The organism is Novosphingobium sp. BL-S-24 (genome assembly GCF_055521575.1).
In genome coordinates this window covers 218,561-238,291 of the sequence record NZ_CM145488.1, presented here as the reverse complement: position 1 = coordinate 238,291, position 19,731 = coordinate 218,561, and the positions used below count along the sequence as shown (strand labels likewise).

Genomic DNA, 19,731 nt, shown 5'->3' with positions numbered 1-19,731 from the left:
ATCTAGACCGCAAAATTCGACCATCTTTATTTCAATTACTGTCGCTAACAGCAAGCGATCGAGAAGCTACAAGAAAAGAAAAAGCGCTTTCCAAAAGACAGGAGTGCCTCTGGAAAGCGCTTCTTTTCTTGCGGGTATTCATCTCTAAAAGACGAATATCAGCGAAACGAGGTTACTATTAGTAACCGCCGCCCCACCAGCCACCGCCCCAGATGTTCTTGGTCATAGTCATTCCCCATGTAATGACCACATCGCTGTGGTCAAAAACACGTTTAACGACTCGTTAACTAACCATCAACTATTTTTTAACCAATGAGGCGCGCGCGCCTTCCCTTAAGAAACGCCACGAAATCCCGAAATGGGACAGGTCGGCTGATATAGTAACCTTGAACGATATCACACTGCATGTTCGTCAGTAACTCGAGTGCCCTTGGCGTTTCGACCCCCTCGGCAACTACCACCCGATCAAGAGAATGAGCCATCTCCGTGATCGACTGCACCAACACGAGATCTTCTTTTCGCGTTTCCATCGACGACACAAACGTCTTGTCGATCTTCACCTCGCTGGCCGGAAGGTATCGCAGGTAATCAATCGTTGCGTTGCCTGTCCCAAAATCATCGATCGATAACCGAAGCCCTGATTGCACCAGGCGCTGAAGCATCTGGAAGGTCCGCGAACTCCGGTCGAGGCGGTCCGTCTCGGTAATCTCTAGGATCAAGCGGTTCGGCGACAACCCATGTGCAGCCAGGATCTCGGAAATCATTCCGGGTAGGCCCACGTTTCTCAGAAGCTGGGCGGATATGTTGACGGACATAGTCATCTCATACCCCAAGCGCTCCAATTCGACAGCCACCCGTACCGCGTCATCAATGACAAACCGCGTTATGCGCTCAATCCGATGGAATTCTTCAGCGATTCGAATGAATTTGTCCGGGCTGATTGGGCCACGTTCGGGGTGCGTCCACCGAACGAGCGCTTCAGCACCGCAAATTCTGTTGGATCGCAATTCCAACTTGGGTTGGTACGCAACCCATACTTCTCCATTGTCTATAGCACGATCGAGTGACGTCAGCAGGGAAATTTCCCACTGCGCTTCATGCTTGCGACCGTCATGCTGGTAGACCAGTTCGTCGTTGCGAACTGCTTCTTCGGCGGCTTGCATCGCACTGGCAACGCGGCTGGACAATGGGCGCTCAAATTCCGAGTCGATGCCACAATTGAAAGATAGGTCGATGTCTATTCCACCAACCTGAATGCCGTTTTGGACGATGCGGTGAAGGCCTTCCAAGTTCTCAAATACATCGAAAGCGCTACGGATGGACGAAAGCCATACGAACATCCCACCTTCGTGATAAATGAGCACGTTCTCATCGCTGATCCGGATGCGACGAACGATCTCCTTGGCTAGCTGCGCTTCGACGTGCTCGGCGAAGCTGCCTATGATCGCCCCATAGTTCCGTATTTTGAGGGCTACGAGTATCCGTCCGGACAGATCGCTGGAATTGCGCAGCGCCTGGACACTTGGAAGTCCAGAGCCGGCATTGGTCTCGCCTGCTTCTTCAACTCGATCGAGGTTGCGCATACGCACAATGGCTATCAAGGCAACCGCGAGCGCTGGCACCACATCCACTTGTGCGCCAGCGTAATCCAACGCGAATGGTGCAACGCCAATTGCAATTATCATCGTCGACAATCGGAACGGGTCAAGGACTCTGCCGCGTCTCAGCCCAGACGTTATGATAGCCAGAATCACTGCGACCAGTGGAGCCCAACCAAGATTGATCGGCACGCCACGCCTCAAGGTATCGGCACCAATAGCATGAAAAAACACCCCCGGAGCGGTGATGTTTTGGCCCGGAATTCGGTGGATATCATTGAATACCGTCGCGGTCGGCGCGACGACAACATCCTTGTTCCGGAGCAGTGACGGGGCAAAATGCCCATTCATCACATCAATATAGCTCAATGTGGGGTATGCATCCACCGCGATCGAGAAGTCAGGAAAGAACAGCTGGTCCGTAGAGCCATCAATATCCGCGAGTGCTGCGGACATCGAAGGGATTTTGCCGATCGGGCTCCCCGAAGCAACCGGCAGTTGGACATTCAGGTTTAACTCCCGATGCCTGACGAGGAGTGATGCGACGCCCGCATATTCCAGATATGACCTTAAGGGGAATTTCCCGGCATAGTTCCCCGGCGTACTGCCATCGAACGCCGCGCCAAGAATAACCTTTTGTGGGTGCGCTTTGAGGGCTTCGATGAACTTCGCATCTTCTTCTTTCGAGCCTGGCACGGAAAAGGATCGGTCGAAAAATACCCGTTTGGCGCCGCTAGCGAAAAGGCGATTGATAACTTGCGCGTCGTGTCCATGGGATATCTCGTTGGACCCCAAGGCCGCTAGTGTTCTGTCATCCTGCATGACCACGACGATCTCGCCGCTCGATCGCTCGGTCCGGGACATCCACCGCAAGCTGCGCATGGCGTCTTCCAAAGGAAGGCCAAGCTCGCTTATTCCCATGGCCAAGCCCACCAGCCCTGCCCAGAACAGGATACGTACGCGGGGGTTTTTCAAAAACGCGCGCATGGTGGCCCAAGATTGCGTCATTGGTGCAGTGCCCCCCGGCATCGGCACACGCAGAAATAGGCAGCCACGATCCCGCGCTGATTACCCCTGTATTGGCGACCAATAATGTTCATGCCTTTTCCGCAATGACGGTTCGTCACAGCCGGGCTACATGAAAGGTCCTAAGAATGGGTTTAGTTAATCGACGCTTGGTACGAATGTGCGAAAATGCACAAATTGGCCAGGGGTGGTTCGGTTAACTGACACCAAGTCCAGTAAACGCCTTGTCAAGCATCAGGAGTTGCCAAAGCAGTCGGGAGTGATCGGATGAACCCGCGACGTGCTCGTCCACGACACGAGTCATGCTGTGGGTATCGAACCAGCCGGTTCGCGCAAGAGCAGCGCCACTGGCTATGTCGCGCGCTGTCGCTGCAAGCGGCCCGCGAAACCATTGAGCAATTGGCGTGACGAAGCCCTGTTTTGGACGGTAAAGAATCTGGTCCGGAAGGTAGCGGCGCATGGCCTTTTTCATCAGCCACTTACCTTGCCCCGATCGCACCCGCATCGCTTTCGGCAGCGTAGCCGCAAATTCAATCAGGCGATGATCGAGCAGTGGCTCACGCGCTTCCAGGCCGACAGCCATACTCGTGCGATCGACTTTGGTCAAGATGTCTCCCGGCAACCATCTCTTGAGATCGGCGTACTGCGCCTGATCCAGCCCGCTGCGGGCAGGGGCGGTTCGCATCAGGTGGAGAACCGAATCCTCGGCCCGATAATCGCCTCGGAGTCGCACGAACTCATCCGAATAAATCGCCGCGCGAGCCTCCGGCGTCGTGAACGCCATCGAACACGCGTAGCCTTGTGCCGAATCACCTGCGAGCGAAAGCAGCGTGGATTTGGCCCGCAGTGGACGTGGTGCCCAATCCGCTTTCGGATAAATCGCGCCCAGCTTTCCAAAAACAGGCCTTCGGATGGCCTGAGGCACCATACCCCTGATCCGGTCCTCCCCGACCTGAAACACATGGCGACGATAACCGGCGAATGCCTCGTCGGCCCCATCGCCAGAGAGGGCAACAACTACCGATTGGCGTGCCAATTGGCAGACGCGCCATGTAGGCAAAGCGGAGGCATCAGCGAAGGGCTCGTCGAACATGCCTGCGAGTTGGTCTATCGCCGCAAAATCATCGGGCGACACCGTCTGCGCCGCATGCCGGGTGCCGAAGCGCTGGGCTATTTGCGAAGCATAGGCGCTCTCATCCAGCGAGGCGACTTCGAAGCCGATGGAGCAGGTCCTTACCGGCTCCGCGCTCGCTTCAGCCATCAGGGCCACGACGCTGGAACTGTCGACGCCGCCAGAGAGAAATGCCCCCAGCGGAACGTCTGACACCATTCGAGATGACACCGCCTGACGCATCAGGTGCAGCAATTCGGCTTCAAGATCGGCCACCGATCCCTTCCGCCGATCTGCGAAGGAAACGTCCCACCACTGGGTGGGGCGGGGGAGCGGCTTGCCATGGCGAAGCAACAGGGAGTGCCCGGCGGCCAGCTTGCACACTCCCTTCAGGAAGGAGCGATCGTCGGGCACATAACCCCAGGTCAGGTAGTCCTCGACCGCAAGGGGATCGACCTCACGGCGGAGGGATGGGTGCGCCAGCAATGCCTTCAGTTCGGATCCGAAGGCGATGCTGCCGTCACTCAGGGCGGCATAGAAGAGCGGTTTGACGCCCAGCCGGTCGCGCGCGAGAAACAGGGTCCGCGCTTCGAGATCGTAGATCGCGAAAGCGAACATTCCATGCAACCGTGAAACGCAATCGACACCCCACTGTTGCCAGGCAGCCAGAATGACTTCGCTGTCGCCATCCGTACGGAAGATCGCGCCGGCGTTCTTCAGTTCCTGCCGAAGTTCACGGTAATTGTAGATCTCGCCGTTGAAGACCAGCATGGCTCGACCGTCCGGCGAAGCCATTGGCTGCGGTGATCCTTCAAGATCGATGATCGAGAGCCGCCGGTGACCAAGGCCGACGCCGGGCGCTGTCCACACCCCCTGCCCGTCCGGACCTCTGTGCGCGATCACATTGCACATCGCTTCAACCCTTGCGGGATCGACCGGCTTGGGCGTTTCAAGGTGATAAATTCCGGCAATACCGCACATGGCAACGCGCTACCTGACGGCGATCGTGCGGTCCAGCCAACTATGGAGCGGACCAGTGGACGCTTGAAACGCGATGATCGAGCGCTGGGCCGAACCGCGCGGTGCATCCTCTGCCGACAGGGTCAGGGTTGCGGTAGGTTCAACGCGAAACAGCAGTTGATCGGCGATCACGGCCAGCTTCAACCTGGTGTTGTTGCCGGAGAACAAGTCACCATTGCGGTACCAGGTTACGGCGAGGCGTTCGACTTGACCGTTACCCAGCAATCTTTCGCTGTTCCCCTGACCGATCGCCGGTCCGGCGGACTGCCAGGACCAAGGGCTTTGCGGCATCAATGCGCCTTGCCCGAAGCCGCCTGCCTCCTGCCCTTCGGTCTGACGGGCATAGAGTGCGATGAACACGTCCACTTTGTGCCCACGACCATCCTGATAACTTCCCAGCAGTCGGTGGTTTGCGCCGCCAGCGCGGGGCTCCCACCAGACGGTCGGCGCATAGTCCACCCGCGTCCAGCCCGGCACCGCCGGAAGGTCGATCCGGTCGGGCATTGGTGCTCGCAATCGCTCTGCTGCGAGGGACCATCCCCAAACGGACGCAAGGATCAGTGCCAACCCGGCAAAGGCTGCCATGGCAGGGAGGCTGAACCTGCTGAGCTTCGTCAGCCACGGCGTGCGCTCGATCAAGCCCGCGTCGATCATCGGATCGTTGATCGGGCGGTCGAAGAAACGCCAGGCGCAGGCGATGACTACCGCAAGGACGATTGCAAAGAAAACCCAGCCATAAATGATATGATCGATGCCCGCCGCTGCCTCTATGCCGAAGATTTGCGCAGCGTAGATCGTGCCCCAGGCGCGAATGCCATTGGCGAGGATAGGGACGACGATGCAGGCGATCAGCATGGCCGCCCGCCGCGTCCAGCTAACGAAGCAGATGTTGCAGGCGAGCACGCCGAAAGCCAGCATGGCGATCAGGAATTTTACCCCGGAACAGGCTTCTGCCACTTCGAAAAGGCCGGCGGGAGTGTCGATGAACACGCCGTCGATCACTGCAGGAATGCCGCTGACATGCGTCAGGCCGATCGTGATCTTGGCCGTGATCATCTGAAGGACGTTGACAAGTTCTTCGCCCACCGGGACCAGAAACACCAGATAGCAGAGCGGGAAAAACAGCCCCGCACTCACCTTCGGGCCAAGCAGCAGGGGCACACATGCCCCGAACATCGAGACAGCGCCGGCCTGCCGGGCAAGGTCGAGTCCCGATATTGCGCCAAGCAACCATAGGAACGCCGCACCCGCCATCAAAAGCAAGCCGGGCCACCAGGGCCGGGGCGCGAGGCCTTTCAATTGCGGCCAGCGTTGCCAGACCAGCCAGCCGATGATCGGCGGAATCAGCAGCACATGATTGTACGTCGAGATATCCCACCACTGGCGCGCCATCGCCGCCCAGTCGGACAAGAACGCGATCAGGATGATGAACCATGCGACCGCGAGGTGAATAAGCGGCTTCTGCCAATCAGCGGGGATGGCGTTGGCCGGGAGGGAAGAGGATGCAGCGTCCGCCTGATCAGTGAGCACGCGCGACACTTTCACCCTTGAAGCCCAGATATTCCGGAAGCGACGCCAGCGCCGCGTCCCAACTCGCATGCCCCACGATCCATTCCCGAGCAAGCCTGCTCATGTCGCGCGCCAATTCAGGAGCGCGCTGGAGGTCGATGATCGCCTGAGCCATCAAGGCGTCGCTGTCACGCACCGCAAATTCGCGGCCGTCGAATGCATCGATGCCGGTAGCGGCACCCGGCGACAAGACCACCGGCTTTCCCATAGCCATGGCTTCGAGCACCTTGTTCTGTACCCCGCGTGCGACATCCAGCGGAACCAGCGCGACATCGGCCGCCGCCAGCCATGGACGAATGTCATCCACCCGGCCCCAAACAGTTACGCCGTCCCTGCCGCTACGAGCCGTAAGCTTCGGAGGTGGATTGCGGCCGACAACATGAAAAGTCGCGTCGGGATTGTCCTTGCGCACCAGAGGCAGAATTCGATCGATGACACGCAGCGCGGCATCAATGTTTGGCGCGTAGTCCATTTGCCCGGTAAAGATGATACGCTGCCCTGTGATCTCTTGCATGCGCGGTTCGGGTTCGACACTGCCCGGATCGAAGAATGCAGCGTCCAGACCGTTGCCCATCGGGCAGACGGGACCCACCCCGGACGGAATGCGTGATTTCAGAAGCTCTACTTCAGCTCGGCTGATCAGAAGAGTCATGTCGGCGGCGTTGCAAATGCGCGCTTCCTCAGCTCGCAGTAGCCGCCCCTCGCGCGCTTCCATCCAGCCGCGGAAACCCTTGCTCTTGTGGGCGTATGCCTCGAACTTGGCGGAATCGACATCGACAAGATCGACCACCACCCGAGCGGAAAAGTCTGTCGGCACGTATTGCGCCATTTGGCCCGAGAATACGAATATTACATCGATCGGCCGTGTCTCCAGCACGCGATGGATATACGCCGCCAGTTGGGCGGAATAGAACGCGGGCAAGCTCAGGGGTCGACCGCGAACCAGCGCTTCGATCCCGGCCACAGGAAGCGACTTGCGCCGGCGAACCATCCGATAGCTGGCAGCAAGGGAAGCGAGCTCGCCTTCGTAGCGGCTGTCTTGATCATCGTCGGTGAACGTCGCGACGTGAACCGGGGCGAGACGCGCCAGCGCCTTTAGTACATGATGGGATCGGATCTTGTCGCCGCGATCCGGTGGAAACGGGATGCGGTGCGACAAAAACAGGATTTCGCCCATCAGCCGATGCCGCGCGCAATCAGAGGGCCCAGGCGATTGGCCACTGCCAAAGGCAGCCGTTGCCACAGCTTGATCTGCACAGACAGTTTGCCGCTCGTTGGATCGGCGTCACGCCCGGCAGCGCCGGTAGCCGTCCAGGTGGCATACTGCAACGGCTCCGGCTCGAAGCCCCAGTTGCGCTTGAAGTGGTAGGCCCCGCTTTGCGTCTTGGAGCGACCGAAGTCGAACGTTTCTGCGCCCCGACGCCGAGCGTGGAGCATCAATTCGTAATACATCCGGTCGTTCGCACGCAACCGCCGCGCGTCCCACGTTCCCCCGCCCCAATAGGGCATGACCGCACCTTGATGATAGATGCTGATGACGCTGGCCACCGGCTTGCCCTCATGGCGTATCGTCAGAATATCGGCGTCATTGCCGAACCCGTCCACCACAGCATCGAGCAAGGCGCGCGGAAAAACCGGTGTGCCTAGGTTGCGGTAGCTTTCGCAGAATACCTGATAATGGGCTGCCCGATCGCACTCGGATGTGCCAATATCGACAGTGAGGTTTGTCGTCAGCGAGCGTCTGACTTCGGCTCTCTGCTTCCGCGGAATATCAAGAAGCTGGGCTTCGTCATCACCAGCGAGAGGTTTTGCGAAGTTGGCGTGAGACTGGCTTTTGATCGTCCAGCAGCCCGCTGGCCCGGCGCCCGCTTTCGGCAGCACGCCACCTCTCAGTTCAATGGTCGGGCAGGAATGACGACGGGCCAGTTCTTCCAGTGCTGAGAAAACGGATTCCGGATCGGCGTCATCGGTCGTCAGCAGTCCGCCGCCCACGGCAAAACCGGTAGAGGCGATCAGACGACCGAAAATAGGCGAATGAACGATGTCGAAAGGCAGCAAGGCGACAATGTCGCCCGCCCGTTCCTGAACAAGGGCCATCGGGACATTCCCAGTAGACTTTGCGACGGAGACGAACCACGATGGCCGGTGGAATGCGGTGCCCTGCGCATGCCCGGCAACGAACCGCTCGATGCGGACGATCTCTCCGGGATCGGCCAAATCCAGGCAGCGGACTGTCGTCATGGCCGGGACGAACGGGGCGTTCATGCCGCCTTGGCCGCCACTATCGGTAAACGTGCCGCTTCGACGGCGGCGAGTTCGTCCATTCGGCCCCAGCGAAAGTCGGCAATGAGGCGTCCCAGCTTGCTCTTCATCACGCCAAGATTGGTGTAATGCCGCAAGCGCGATCGCATGGGCGCACCCGCGACGCGGGGCTGATCCGGGTCGATTTCCCAAGGATGAAAATAGAAGATCGCCGGGCGACCTTCTTCACGATTGACCTGCCGGATGGCCCAGCGCGAAAATGCATAAGGCAAGACCCGGAAAAAGCCGCCCCCGCCGGCTGCCAATCTACGGTTCGCGAACAAGGCGGTTGTCACCGGTATCTCGACCAAAGCGGCGTCCGCCAGCGGGCGAAAGGCAAACCGTGGCGCTTCTCGCCATCCGTAATGGTCATGGGCGACCGGCGCGACGCTGGAGCTGTAGGCATAGCCATGCTCGGCCAGCACGTCGAACGCCCAGGGCGTCCGGGCATCGATCGAAAAACTGGGTGCGCGATACCCTGTCACGCCGCAACCAGATACGTCCTCGATAACCGTTCGCGCACGGGCAATGTCCGGGGCGAACTTCTCGCGACCCAGCCGGAACACGCGTTCATGATCCCACCCATGGCTGGCGATTTCATGCCCTTGCTCGGCAATGCGGCGCATGACGGCTGGGTGCCTTTCAGCAATCCAGCCAAGAGTAAAAAATGTGCCCTTCACGCCTGCATCGGAAAAAAGCTGCAGGATCTCGTCGCAATTGCGCTCGACACGCGTGGCAAGGCCGTCCCAATCATCACGGCGGATGACTTTCTCGAACGCTCCGACCTGAAACCAGTCCTCGACATCGACGGACAGGCCATTGACCGGCTGATCAACGCGATGGGGGGCTGGCATGGATTCGTTTTTCCGTTCAGGCGTCAGGCAACGTGACGCTGCCCTTCACCGCTTTCGATCCACTCGATCAGCATGGTCAGGGTGTGACGCAGCGTGCGAGCCTGTTCCTCCAGACGTGCTTCCAGCTTGTCCGCCCGGTCGGCAGAGTTGGCCAGCTCTGCACGAAGGGCTGCGAAGGCGCCTTCGTGGTCGATCTGAGGTTGATTAGCGGCTTGGATGTCACGTTCATGCAGCGCTGAAGTCAGTGCGGCGATCGAGGCCTGAAGTTCCCCGATCCGGGCATCGCGATCGTTCAGCGATTCCTGGATCATGGCGGCGACGTCGTCCAAACTGATCGTCTGCGCCGAACCCGCGACTGCTTCGGGCGGGGTGAAGGGATTGGCGGCGAATGTCGGTGCTGCCTGCGGTGGCCGCACCTCGTCCTGCGCACTGACCAGAGCCAGGGCACCGTCATCGCTCAGTTCGTCGAGCACCTGCGCCAGCATCGAGCCGTCGATATTCTCGCGGCGATCCACTGCACCCAGCAGCAGAAGCCGGTTGACGATCTGGTTGATGCGGCGCGGAATACCGCCGGTCGCCTCGTGGATTTCTGCGAAAATCGCTGGATCGAAGCTGGGGTTGCCCTTCCACCCGACGCAGGTCAGGCGGTGTTCGATGTACGGCTGCACTTCGCGCACCTGCATCGCCCCGAGGTGATGCGTGGCGATCACGCGCTGGCGGAGCTGTTCCAGTTGGTTGCTTTCCAGCAGCGTCTCACGAAACTCCGGCTGCCCCAGCAGCAGCGTCTGCAGCAAAGGCTGTGCGCCAAGCTGGAAGTTGGACAGCATGCGCAGTTCTTCGAGCGCGCTGATCGAGAGATTTTGCGCCTCGTCCACGATCAGCAGGGAGCGCCGCCCAGCGCGGGCCTCATCATGCAGGAACGCTTCCAACGCACCCAGCGCCGATGCCTTGTCATGGCCCGCGACCGGGATTCCGAACGACTGGGCAACGACATGGACGATCTCTTCGCCATCCAATGCACTGGTGACGACATTGGCGGCGGTCATGCGCGCCGGGTCGATCGTTGCCATCAGGTACGCGACCAGCGTCGATTTGCCCGCGCCGACTTCACCGGTGATGACGACGAATCCTTCGCCCTGCGCCAAGCCATACCCGAGATAGGACAGCGCCTTGCGGTGAGTCAGGCTCTCGAAATAGAACGCCGGATCGGGCGTGAGCTGGAAGGGTCTTGCGTCGAGCCCGTAGAAGTCATCGAACATCGGGTAATCCTTTCGAACTCAGAAGCTGTAGCGCAGCCCGGCAAGTGCCGAGGCCGTCCACAAGTCGTCTATCGCCGGGCGGTTGCTTGTGGCGCCGTCGATGCCGACCGCAAGCGTACCGCGCAGGCGCGGGGTGAGCATCCGGTAATAACTCGCCGATGCTCCATATCCGTTAACGTCATCGACAAGTGGATCGTTGCTGCTGATCCAGTTGGCATAGACATTGGCCGACCAGCCCGCGTCGCGGCCAAGGTCTCCGCCGACATATGCGGCGAGCCAGTAATTCTCGTCGATCACGCCATTGGCCGAGGCCAGGATGGTGCCCCGAGCCGCGATGAACTTGCGGCGATCGTAGCCGAGGCCGATACCAGCGCGCAGGCGACCGATCAGCATGGAATAGCTTGCTGCGACACCACGCCCCCGGAACGTGGCGGAACGAAGCGATCCGAGCGCGCCGGAAATGCAGTTCGCGCCGTCCAGCGAGGCCACACAGCCGCGCAAGTCCCCGGTGATCGGATCGCGTACGACCTCGAAATCATCGGGCAGGTTGTCGAGTGTGCGGTTCAATTGGCCGCCGAAACCCGAGACGTTGTCGTACACCGAAACGCTCAGGTTGCTGCGGTCGTTGGGGGCATACGCCAGCGTGCCGCCATAGCTGGTCGATCCGTACCGCCGTCCGATATGGGCGGACAGCGAAGTGCGCCGACTCGGCCGCCACATGACCGCGGCGTCCCAGATCAGACCGCTGACGTCATAGGCCAGTTCGCGGGGCGCCGACTTGTCGGTAACATAACGACCATTGCGCCCAACGATGGGAATGCCGTTGGCATCGCGCAGCGCGTCGCGGCTGGAAATCTCGACATCTTCGTACCCGATCGCCCCGACCACCTGAACCGTCCGGCTTACAGGCACGGTCACCAGAGCGCGGGCCTGTAAGTCGCGTGCGCGTTGGTCGAGATTCGAAATGTCTTCCTGATAAGCGCTGCCCGCCACGCCGATACCCACCGGCAGCACGGTGCCCGGCGCGAAGCCCGCCTGAACATCGGCGGCCTGAACCACGCTCTTGTCGAACAGGTCCGCCGACGCTGTGCCGGGGCCAGCGCGGAACGTGTTCGACTGTTCCACCTTGGTAAAACCGGCGCGATAGTTGGCCGACACGTCCAGATCGCCAACGCGTGTCGCCAGCGAAGGCCCGGCATAGACCGAATAGATCGTGGTCTGCCCTTCGTTGCCCAATGGTCCAGCGACGAGTGCTGAGCCGCCGTTCTCGACATTGGCCTGAGTAGCCAGTCCGCCCGCCTCGAAAGTCAGTCCGCGAGCGATCGTGGTGTACCCACGCGCCACGCCGCTGATTGCGTCACCATCCGCCGCGCGTTTTCCCCACCCGAACTGGCGCTCATACCGAACTGATACCGATGCGGCGTTGTAACGGCCCGATATGGTCGCATCGACGCCAACGGCGGCCTGCGTATACGTCAGCACATCGCTGCCGGGGGAGAGTTCCGCGGTGACGATCTGGTCAAGCTCGATATAGGGGGTGACGTCCACCCGCTTGCCACCCTGCCCGCGCCCACGAGCGTTCCGCTTGCCGGGACGATCAGACTTGCCCGCCTTGTCGCCCGATCCCGAGCCGATACCGGAAGCGGAGTCGCCGCCCATTCCGCCATAGCCGCCGGACTGGGCATAGCCGGTGGTCGGCAGGGCAAGGCAAGCGCACAACGCCAGCGACGACAGTCCGGCGTTTCGGTAGCGCTTCAATCGACGCAAAGGCGGCGTCACTCCGATCATCCCTTGTACCCATAGTATGAACCGAACCGCCGTCCGCTCGGGCTGAACTGCACGGCATTCAGCAGCAACTGCACGTTAGGGCAGGCGCCGAGCAGCGAGATCGCATCATCCAGCGCGCCCCGCCCGGTCTGGTCAGCCCGCACGATAACAACCGTCTGCCCCACATACTTCGCCAGTTCCGCTGCCGGAGAGGCGGCAAGTGCTGGGGGCGAATCAAAGATGACGATGCGGTTGGCCGGGCCGTTGGTCAGGCGATCGAGGATGCGGCTCGTCCGTGAACTGGAAAGATACTCGCTATCATGGCTGGTCGCGTCGCCTGCCGGCAATACGCACAAGCCCGGAATGTCGGTGCGCAGGACGCAGCTCGCCACGTCGATCGTCTCGTCCATCAGGGCGTCCATCAACCCCTTGCCGCCGGGCAGACCCAGTGCCGACAGGATCGACGGTTTCGCGAAATCGGCGTCCACAAGAAGCACCTCGCTCTCTTTTTCCGCCGCGATCGACAGAGCGAGATTAAGCGCACAGTAGGTCTTTCCCTCACCCGAATGGGGCGAGCTGACCAGTATTCTCTGCGCCATCGGCCCCGCCTTCTGGCGGCGAAGATCGGCTGCTTGGACGAGCAACTGACGCTTGACGATGCGGAACTCTTCCAGAACTTCCGTGACCGCACCTTCGGGAACGATCAGCCCCTGATCGCGCAGATGATCGCGGCTGACCAGGTGGAGCTCACCCCCGAAAACAGCCGGTGGAGGGCCTGCTTCGGCGGGGATCGCTTCCGCTGTCGATGGCCCGGCAATCGGATTTGGGGTTGGCCGCACCGGTTGTGATGGCCGGACAGGTGGCGGAGTGCGCATCGCCGACGGCTGCGAGGGAAGCGGCAGGGGCTTGGCAAGGAAGTTGTTGAGGTCAAACCGATCCGCCGCCCGTTCGAACAGCGAATCGCCCGGGGCTTCGTCGGGCTGCCTGGGGACAGGGATCTTGCGATGATCGGTCATATCGAAACCCTTCAGGCCACCATGCCGCGCTGGATGAATTCGGCCGCGAGCAATACCACAAACAGACCGCCCAGCGCGGCGCAGCTTGCGTAGAAGTATTTCAGACGCTTCCTGCGCAGTGCCCGCGCCCCGTCCGTCAGGCTTTGCGATATCGCGCCCAGAACCGGGAGGCCAGTGGCTCGTTCCAGACCGGCGGTGGTTGCGAATACGGAGCGAACCCGGCCGAGGGCAAATGCCAGCGCGCATCCGCCCGCCACGCCGACCATCAAGACGCCGAGCAACAACAACGGACGATTGGGAGCCACAGGGCTGCGCGGTGTCGTTGGCGGATCGACGACTTCGAACTTCACCGACTCGCGTTCGGTTTTCACTTGACCGCGCAGGCGCAATTCTTCGCGGTCCTGCAGGAGCTTGTCGTACTGCTGGCGCAAGACATCATAGTCGCGGTTGATGCGCTGTGCCTGCGTAGCGAGTTCGGGGTCCTGAATGGCCGACGCGGTCATCGACGCGATATCGGACTGGAGCGCCGCCTTGCGCGATTGCAGCGCCTGGACATTGGCCTGCCGCTCTGCCCGGATGGATTGGAGCGAGCTATACGCCGGGTTGATCGTCCCGCCGCCATTCGCAGCTTCCTGAGAGGCCGGCCCGCGCAACGCTGCAACCTGATTGCGAGCGGCGATGACGTCAGGATGGCTTTCCGTCAGCCCGCGTGCACGCATCGCCGCCAGATCGGAATTAGCACGGGCAAGAGCTGATTGAGCTCCGCCGTCCGAACCGCCCGCGATCGTGCGCGGCGTGCCGGAAAGCTGGCCATCGATCGCCGCAAGCGCGCTTTGTGCGGCTGCAAGATCCGCCTCGATATCGCGAACGCTGGTGCGGGACGCTTCAAGCCGCTGAACCAATGCAGCGCCGCCCAGTGCCAGTTCCGGGTGCTGGGCTTCGAAAGCGGTGCGCTTGCTTTCCGCCGATTCCAGCTCACGCTCGCGCAGCTGCAGCTGCTGGTTCACGAACTCCAGTGTCTCGACCATGTCGCCGCGATTGCCGGAGAGGTTTTCCTCGCGGAAGATGTCGATCATCTTCTGCGCCACGCTCTGCGCCAGCTTGGCATTTTCCGCATTGGAGAATGAACGGTCGTTCGCGACGGCGGTAATTTCGAAGAGGTTGTCCTCCTGGCTCACCACTTTCACGTTGGTCGCCAGTTTCAGGACGGCGGCTTCCATCTGCTTGGGATTTTCGATCGTATCGCCAAGCCGGGTGGCCCGGACGACCTTTTCAAGGTTCACCGCACTTGTCAGGGTTTGCCGGATGCGTTCGATATCACGCTTCTTGTCGCCCACGCCGATGCCGACCTGTTCGGCCAGGGCGTCGTCCAGCTGGATGAAGATGCGGGCACGGCTCTCGTAGCTGTTGGGCACCAGCGCGACGACCAGCCAGCCCGCAAGGCAGATGCCCCAAGCGGTCGCCAAGGCGATCCACCGGCGATGCCAGATGCTGTGCAGAGCGCTCAGCAGCTCTTCGTAAAGCGTGTCCATCCTGCAGCCGGCCCTTTAGAACATGCTCTCGGGAATGATGATGACATCCCCGGGGGCAAGCATGACGTTAGCCTTGCTGTCGCCCTTTTTCAGCAGGTCGCCCAGCCGCAGGTCATATTCCTTCTGCGTACCGGTGGATTTGTCGAAACGGATCAGCCGCGCCTTGTTGCCCGATGCATATTCCGACAGACCGCCCACCGCGATCATCGCATCCAGTACCGTCATGTTGGCACGATACGGAATGGAGGCAGGCTTTTCAGTCGCGCCGACGATGCGGATCTGCTGGCTGAACGTGCCGGAGAACCCATCAACAATCACCGAGACGAGCGGGTCTTCGATGTACTGCGACAGTTGCAGACGAATGTCCTGGGCCAGCATCGCGGGGGTCTTGCCCACCGCTGGCATGTCCGTGATCAGCGGCGTGGTGATGCGTCCATCGGGGCGTACCTGCACTTTCGCGCCAAGCTCCGGGTTGCGCCATACGAAGACGGTTAGCTGATCCAGCGGCCCGATGACATAGTCTTCGCCCGGACCTTCCTGCATCGACACGAAAGATGCCGGTGGCAACTGCGGCCCAGACGTGGAAGCGCATCCCGTAAGGGCGACGCTGGCGAGCGATGCGGCAGCCAGAAGTCGAATGGGGCGGCTATGCGGCATGGACAGTTCCTGTATTTTGCGCCGACTTACGCCTCATGTCGAATGGACATGAAACGCAGGCCGGCAAATCCACTATGCGGTATCTCTTGAAAGGGTGAACAATGCGTTAGCCTTGCAAGGCTAATTCAGACGCGGTCCCAAATCGGGACGAACCGTACTGGATGGTTAACCTGCGTCAGACCAGCATCTCGGCGGCAGGCCCCTGCCCAAGGAAAGTCGCGGGGCTGGCGCTGGCACCGTAGGCCCCGGCGCAGAACACAGCCACCAGATCCCCGACATCCGCCTTGGGAAAGGCGCCCCTGTCAGCCAGTTTGTCTAGCGGAGTGCACAGGCAGCCGACGATCGTCGCTTCCTCGTCTACTGGTTGGTCGAAGCGCGTGGCTATCGCCGAGGGATAGTTGCGTCGCACGACGGTGCCGAAATTGCCAGAAGCCGCAAGCTGGTGATGCAAACCACCGTCGGTGACCAGAAACACTTCACCATGGCTGACTTTCCGGTCAACAACGCGCGCAACGTAGACGCCCGCCTCGCCCACCAGATAGCGACCCAGTTCGATGCAGAATTCAGTATCGCGCAAAATGGGGGGCAAGCGATCCATCTGCTCGCTCAGACGGTCTCCCACCAGCTTGAGGTCTACCGGCGTGTCGCCAACGAAATACGGGATGCCCAGGCCCCCACCCAGATTGCAGTGCGGCAGTGGGGCCCCGCTTTGTTCCGTCAGGTCTACAGCCAGGGCGATCGCTTGCACCTGCGTATCGCCGATGGCCTCGGCGTCCAGCGCTTGGCTTCCGGCGAAGATGTGGAAGCCGCGCCATTCCGCGCCGCTATCAATCACCGTTCGAACCAGCGCCGGAACACGCTCGGCATCCACACCGAAAGGTTTGGCTCCGCCGCCCATTTTCATGCCCGATCCCTTAAGATCGAACGACGGATTCACCCGGATGGCAAGCCGGGGCGCGACGCCAATTTTCTCGGCGATGGCGATCGCGCGAGAAGCCTCGCCTTCGGATTCGAGATTCAGGGTTACCCCCGCCCTGATCGCGGCTTCCAGTTCGACATCACGCTTGCCTGGACCGGCGAAGCTGACGCGTTGCAGAGGGATACCCGAGCCGGACACGATTTCGAGTTCGCCTCCCGACGCGATGTCGAAGCCATCGACCAGACCAGCCATCAATCGCAGCAGCGGAGGGAAAGGGTTGGCCTTCACCGCGTAATGAAGCGCAACGCGAGACGGCAGCGCGGCACGCAGATCGGCCACCCGACGCCGGACGTGATCAGCGCTATAGAGAAACAGGGGCGTAGTCCCCGCTTCCGCCACCCATTGCGTTACCGGCCGCCCGCCGACGGCCAGGACACCACTGATTGAATCATAACCGGCAGGTATCGGTCCTAGGGGCTTCACGCCGTCACCTGCGCAGCGATCTGCTCGGCAATCCCAGTGCGATCGAGTTTTCCGTTCGGTCCAATCGGCATTGTCTCGCGCCAGTGGATTACTTTTGGCTGCATGAAATTGGGCAAGTCCTGCATCAGTCTACGGGGCAGTTCATCGGCGGCATCGGGCCGATCAGGAGCCGCCCTTACCACCAGATGGACCGCCTGTCCCAACCGCTCGTCCGCTACTCCCAAAGCGACCGCCTCTGCCACCAGACCAGTGGCCAGCGCCGCTTCCTCAACCTCCTGCGGCGAAATGCGGTTGCCTGCGCTTTTGATCATGGCATCGCGCCGACCGACAAAATAGAGCAGTCCTTGCGAGTCTCGCCTGACGCGATCTCCCGACCAGACGGCCATCCCGCCGTATCGGGACTGAGGCGGAGCGGGCCTGAACCGCTCTGCCGTTCGTTCGGCGTCCTGCCAATATCCCTGCGCAACAAGGGGTCCGCAATGAACGAGTTCACCCTCCTCGTCATCGTTGGCAATGACGCCGGAATCGTTGATGACGAGCACTTCGGCGTAGGGGATTTCTCGCCCCATCGACATCGGGTGGCTGTCGACCATTTCGGGCGGCAGAAAGGTGGAGCGAAACGCCTCGGTTAGGCCGTACATGGGAAAGAGGCGCGCCTGCGGAAACAAGGAGCGCAGACGGTGGACCAGATCCACGGTCAACGCCCCGCCGCTGTTGGTCAGGCGCCGCAGCTTTGCCGCCGTTTCGGAAGGCCAGTCCAGTTCACAAACCTGCACCCACAAGGGCGGAACCGCTGCCAGCGTGGTGATGGAATGGCGGTCCACCGCTTTCATAACATCGCGCGGCATAAGGTAATCCAGCGGCACCACGCAGCCCCCGGCATACCAGGTAGATAGCAACTGGTTCTGACCATAATCGAAGGAAAGCGGTAGGACCGCCAACGTCCGATCGTCGCGTTCCAGTTCGAGATAAGAAGCCACGCTTTGCGCCCCGAGCCACATGTTCGCATGGCTGAGCATCACGCCCTTGGGACGTCCGGTAGAGCCGCTGGTATAAAGAATGGCAGCCAGACGGTCAGGATCGGCATCAGACGGCGACATGCTGGTGCCAAGTTGAGCCGCACCGTTCAGTGCCTCGTCTTCCGACAGCAATCGGCAGCCCGCAGGCACGTCATCGGACCCCAATGTCTTAAGCCGCGCCGAGTTCGCGATCAGCAGGATGGCCCCGCTATCGGTAAGAATGTGAGCGACCTGCGCATGCTTGAGCAAGGGATTGATAGGCACATGGACCAGCCCCGCTCTCGCCGCCGCGAGAGGCATCAGGCAGGTCAGTTCACCTTTGGCGGCCCAAGTGGCAACGCGAGCGCCTTTTTCCGGCACTTGCTGGGCAAGCCATCCGGCGAGCTGAGCGACACGCGATCTTAAGTCCTTCCAGTTTAAGGCGCCGTCGCGCAATACCAGCGCGTCGTCTTCATCGGCGCCATGCAACGTCAGATGGTCAAGCGGCAGGATCGGCTGTTCGGGACGGCCCGGCATGTGAAGGAAAGGCTCCGCTGGTTCAGGGGGCGAGAGGTAGCAGGTTGGTGCTCAGGATCGAATATCATCACGATATTAAAGAAATGCAATCGGACCCGGAGTTGCAGACGCTCTTGTCCGATACCCGGCAGCACGCCCCCTTCGACCGGCTGGAATGGTGGCAGGGACTTGCCGATCATTGCGGTATCACACCGTTCGTCGGCGTGGCCCGCGATGGCCGGGGCGGGATCGCGGTATTGCCGCTGACGGGCGGCCATCGGCATATGACCGCGCTGGCCAATTGGTACACCTTTCGTATCAGACCCATTCAGAGCGGCGATGCAGGAGCAATCTCGGGGCTCGCCAAGGATTTGGCCGCCCGTACCCGACGCATCACTTTGTCGTCCGTGCCTGACGAAGATGGCTCGGCGTCGATGTTGGAATCCACATTCCGTGCCGCCGGGTGGCTGGTTCGCCGCGAGGTCTGCGACACCAATCACGTACTGGTCGTCGGCGGACGGACGTTCGAGCATTATCTGGCAAGCCGACCCGGCAAACTTCGCACGACCCTCAAACGCAAGTCCTCGAAAATTGTGTCGACCGTGCTGACCCATTTTGATGGGAACGCATGGGAGCAATACGAATCCATCTACGCGGAAAGCTGGAAACCGGAGGAAGGATCGCCGGCATTCCTGCGCACCTTCGCCGAAGCGGAAGGGGCGGCGGGACGTTTGCGGCTGGCGATTGCCCATGACGCCAGCGACCCAACCAGACCGGCAATCGCGGCGCAGATGTGGACCGTCGAAGGTTCTACCGCTTTTATCCACAAGCTTGCACACAGAGAGGCCGCTAAGCCCCTTTCGCCTGGATCCGTGCTGACAGCGGCCCTGATGCGCCACGTCGTCGATAACGACAGGGTTGGTCTGGTCGATTTTGGCACCGGCGACGATCCGTACAAGCGCGACTGGATGGAAGAGCAGCGGCCGCGCTACAGGCTTGATATGTTTCGCCCCTTTTCACCTCCAAACTGGCCGATACTCGCGAGGATGGCACTGCGCGGCCTTGCCGGGCGGATCAAGCAGGGCTAGAGCGCGCCCGGTTGAAC

14 protein-coding genes are annotated in these 19,731 nt (G+C 60.9%); 1 reads left to right on the top strand and 13 read right to left on the bottom strand.

What is annotated here, in order from left to right; translation table 11 throughout:
• Positions 1 to 305 precede the first annotated feature (305 nt).
• The 13 genes from ACZ1JM_RS06290 to ACZ1JM_RS06230 form a co-directional block, all read right to left on the bottom strand.
• Positions 306 to 2,606: an EAL domain-containing protein gene (locus tag ACZ1JM_RS06290; RefSeq protein ID WP_465133984.1), complete on the bottom strand. Its 2,301-nt coding sequence runs from the start codon at positions 2,604 to 2,606 to the stop codon at positions 306 to 308.
• 214 nt (positions 2,607 to 2,820) lie between these two features.
• The gene (locus tag ACZ1JM_RS06285; protein ID WP_465133983.1) at positions 2,821 to 4,716 is read right to left on the bottom strand and encodes an XrtA/PEP-CTERM system amidotransferase; all 1,896 of its coding nucleotides are present in this window, start codon (positions 4,714 to 4,716) and stop codon (positions 2,821 to 2,823) included.
• Between the two features lie 9 nt (positions 4,717 to 4,725).
• Positions 4,726 to 6,285 (bottom strand): exosortase A, encoded by a 1,560-nt coding sequence (xrtA, locus tag ACZ1JM_RS06280; RefSeq protein WP_465133982.1) that lies wholly within the window; start codon positions 6,283 to 6,285, stop codon positions 4,726 to 4,728.
• Positions 6,275 to 7,501 carry a TIGR03087 family PEP-CTERM/XrtA system glycosyltransferase gene (locus ACZ1JM_RS06275; protein WP_465133981.1) on the bottom strand — a complete coding sequence of 409 codons (1,227 nt, stop codon included), beginning with the start codon at positions 7,499 to 7,501 and terminating at the stop codon, positions 6,275 to 6,277. Before ACZ1JM_RS06275 ends, xrtA begins: the two co-directional genes overlap by 11 nt.
• Entirely contained in the window at positions 7,501 to 8,589 is a 1,089-nt protein-coding gene (locus tag ACZ1JM_RS06270; protein WP_465133980.1) for a FemAB family XrtA/PEP-CTERM system-associated protein, read from the bottom strand. Before ACZ1JM_RS06270 ends, ACZ1JM_RS06275 begins: the two co-directional genes overlap by 1 nt.
• Positions 8,586 to 9,479, bottom strand: coding sequence for an XrtA system polysaccharide deacetylase (locus ACZ1JM_RS06265; protein WP_465133979.1), 894 nt, complete (start codon positions 9,477 to 9,479; stop codon positions 8,586 to 8,588). Before ACZ1JM_RS06265 ends, ACZ1JM_RS06270 begins: the two co-directional genes overlap by 4 nt.
• Positions 9,480 to 9,502: 23 nt before the next feature.
• On the bottom strand, positions 9,503 to 10,738 hold the full coding sequence (locus ACZ1JM_RS06260) for an XrtA/PEP-CTERM system-associated ATPase (protein WP_465133978.1): 1,236 nt from the start codon (positions 10,736 to 10,738) through the stop codon (positions 9,503 to 9,505).
• 18 nt (positions 10,739 to 10,756) lie between these two features.
• Positions 10,757 to 12,496, bottom strand: coding sequence for a preprotein translocase subunit YajC (locus ACZ1JM_RS06255; RefSeq protein WP_465133977.1), 1,740 nt, complete (start codon positions 12,494 to 12,496; stop codon positions 10,757 to 10,759).
• Positions 12,497 to 12,522: 26 nt separating this feature from the next.
• Positions 12,523 to 13,521, bottom strand: a complete 999-nt coding sequence (locus tag ACZ1JM_RS06250; protein ID WP_465133976.1) for an AAA family ATPase — start codon at positions 13,519 to 13,521, stop codon at positions 12,523 to 12,525.
• Between the two features lie 11 nt (positions 13,522 to 13,532).
• Positions 13,533 to 15,053 (bottom strand): XrtA system polysaccharide chain length determinant, encoded by a 1,521-nt coding sequence (locus tag ACZ1JM_RS06245; RefSeq protein WP_465133975.1) that lies wholly within the window; start codon positions 15,051 to 15,053, stop codon positions 13,533 to 13,535.
• Positions 15,054 to 15,068: 15 nt separating this feature from the next.
• The gene (locus ACZ1JM_RS06240) at positions 15,069 to 15,710 is read right to left on the bottom strand and encodes an XrtA/PEP-CTERM system exopolysaccharide export protein (RefSeq protein WP_465133974.1); all 642 of its coding nucleotides are present in this window, start codon (positions 15,708 to 15,710) and stop codon (positions 15,069 to 15,071) included.
• Between the two features lie 175 nt (positions 15,711 to 15,885).
• Positions 15,886 to 17,112, bottom strand: coding sequence for a pyridoxal-dependent decarboxylase, exosortase A system-associated (locus ACZ1JM_RS06235; RefSeq protein ID WP_465133973.1), 1,227 nt, complete (start codon positions 17,110 to 17,112; stop codon positions 15,886 to 15,888).
• Positions 17,109 to 18,647 carry an acyl-CoA ligase (AMP-forming), exosortase A system-associated gene (locus ACZ1JM_RS06230; RefSeq protein WP_465133972.1) on the bottom strand — a complete coding sequence of 513 codons (1,539 nt, stop codon included), beginning with the start codon at positions 18,645 to 18,647 and terminating at the stop codon, positions 17,109 to 17,111. The genes ACZ1JM_RS06235 and ACZ1JM_RS06230 overlap by 4 nt, the downstream gene beginning before the upstream one ends.
• Positions 18,648 to 18,730: 83 nt before the next feature.
• On the opposite strand from ACZ1JM_RS06230, the gene ACZ1JM_RS06225 reads away from it, so the two are divergent.
• On the top strand, positions 18,731 to 19,714 hold the full coding sequence (locus ACZ1JM_RS06225) for a GNAT family N-acetyltransferase (protein WP_465133971.1): 984 nt from the start codon (positions 18,731 to 18,733) through the stop codon (positions 19,712 to 19,714).
• The last annotated feature ends 17 nt before the right edge of the window (positions 19,715 to 19,731 follow it).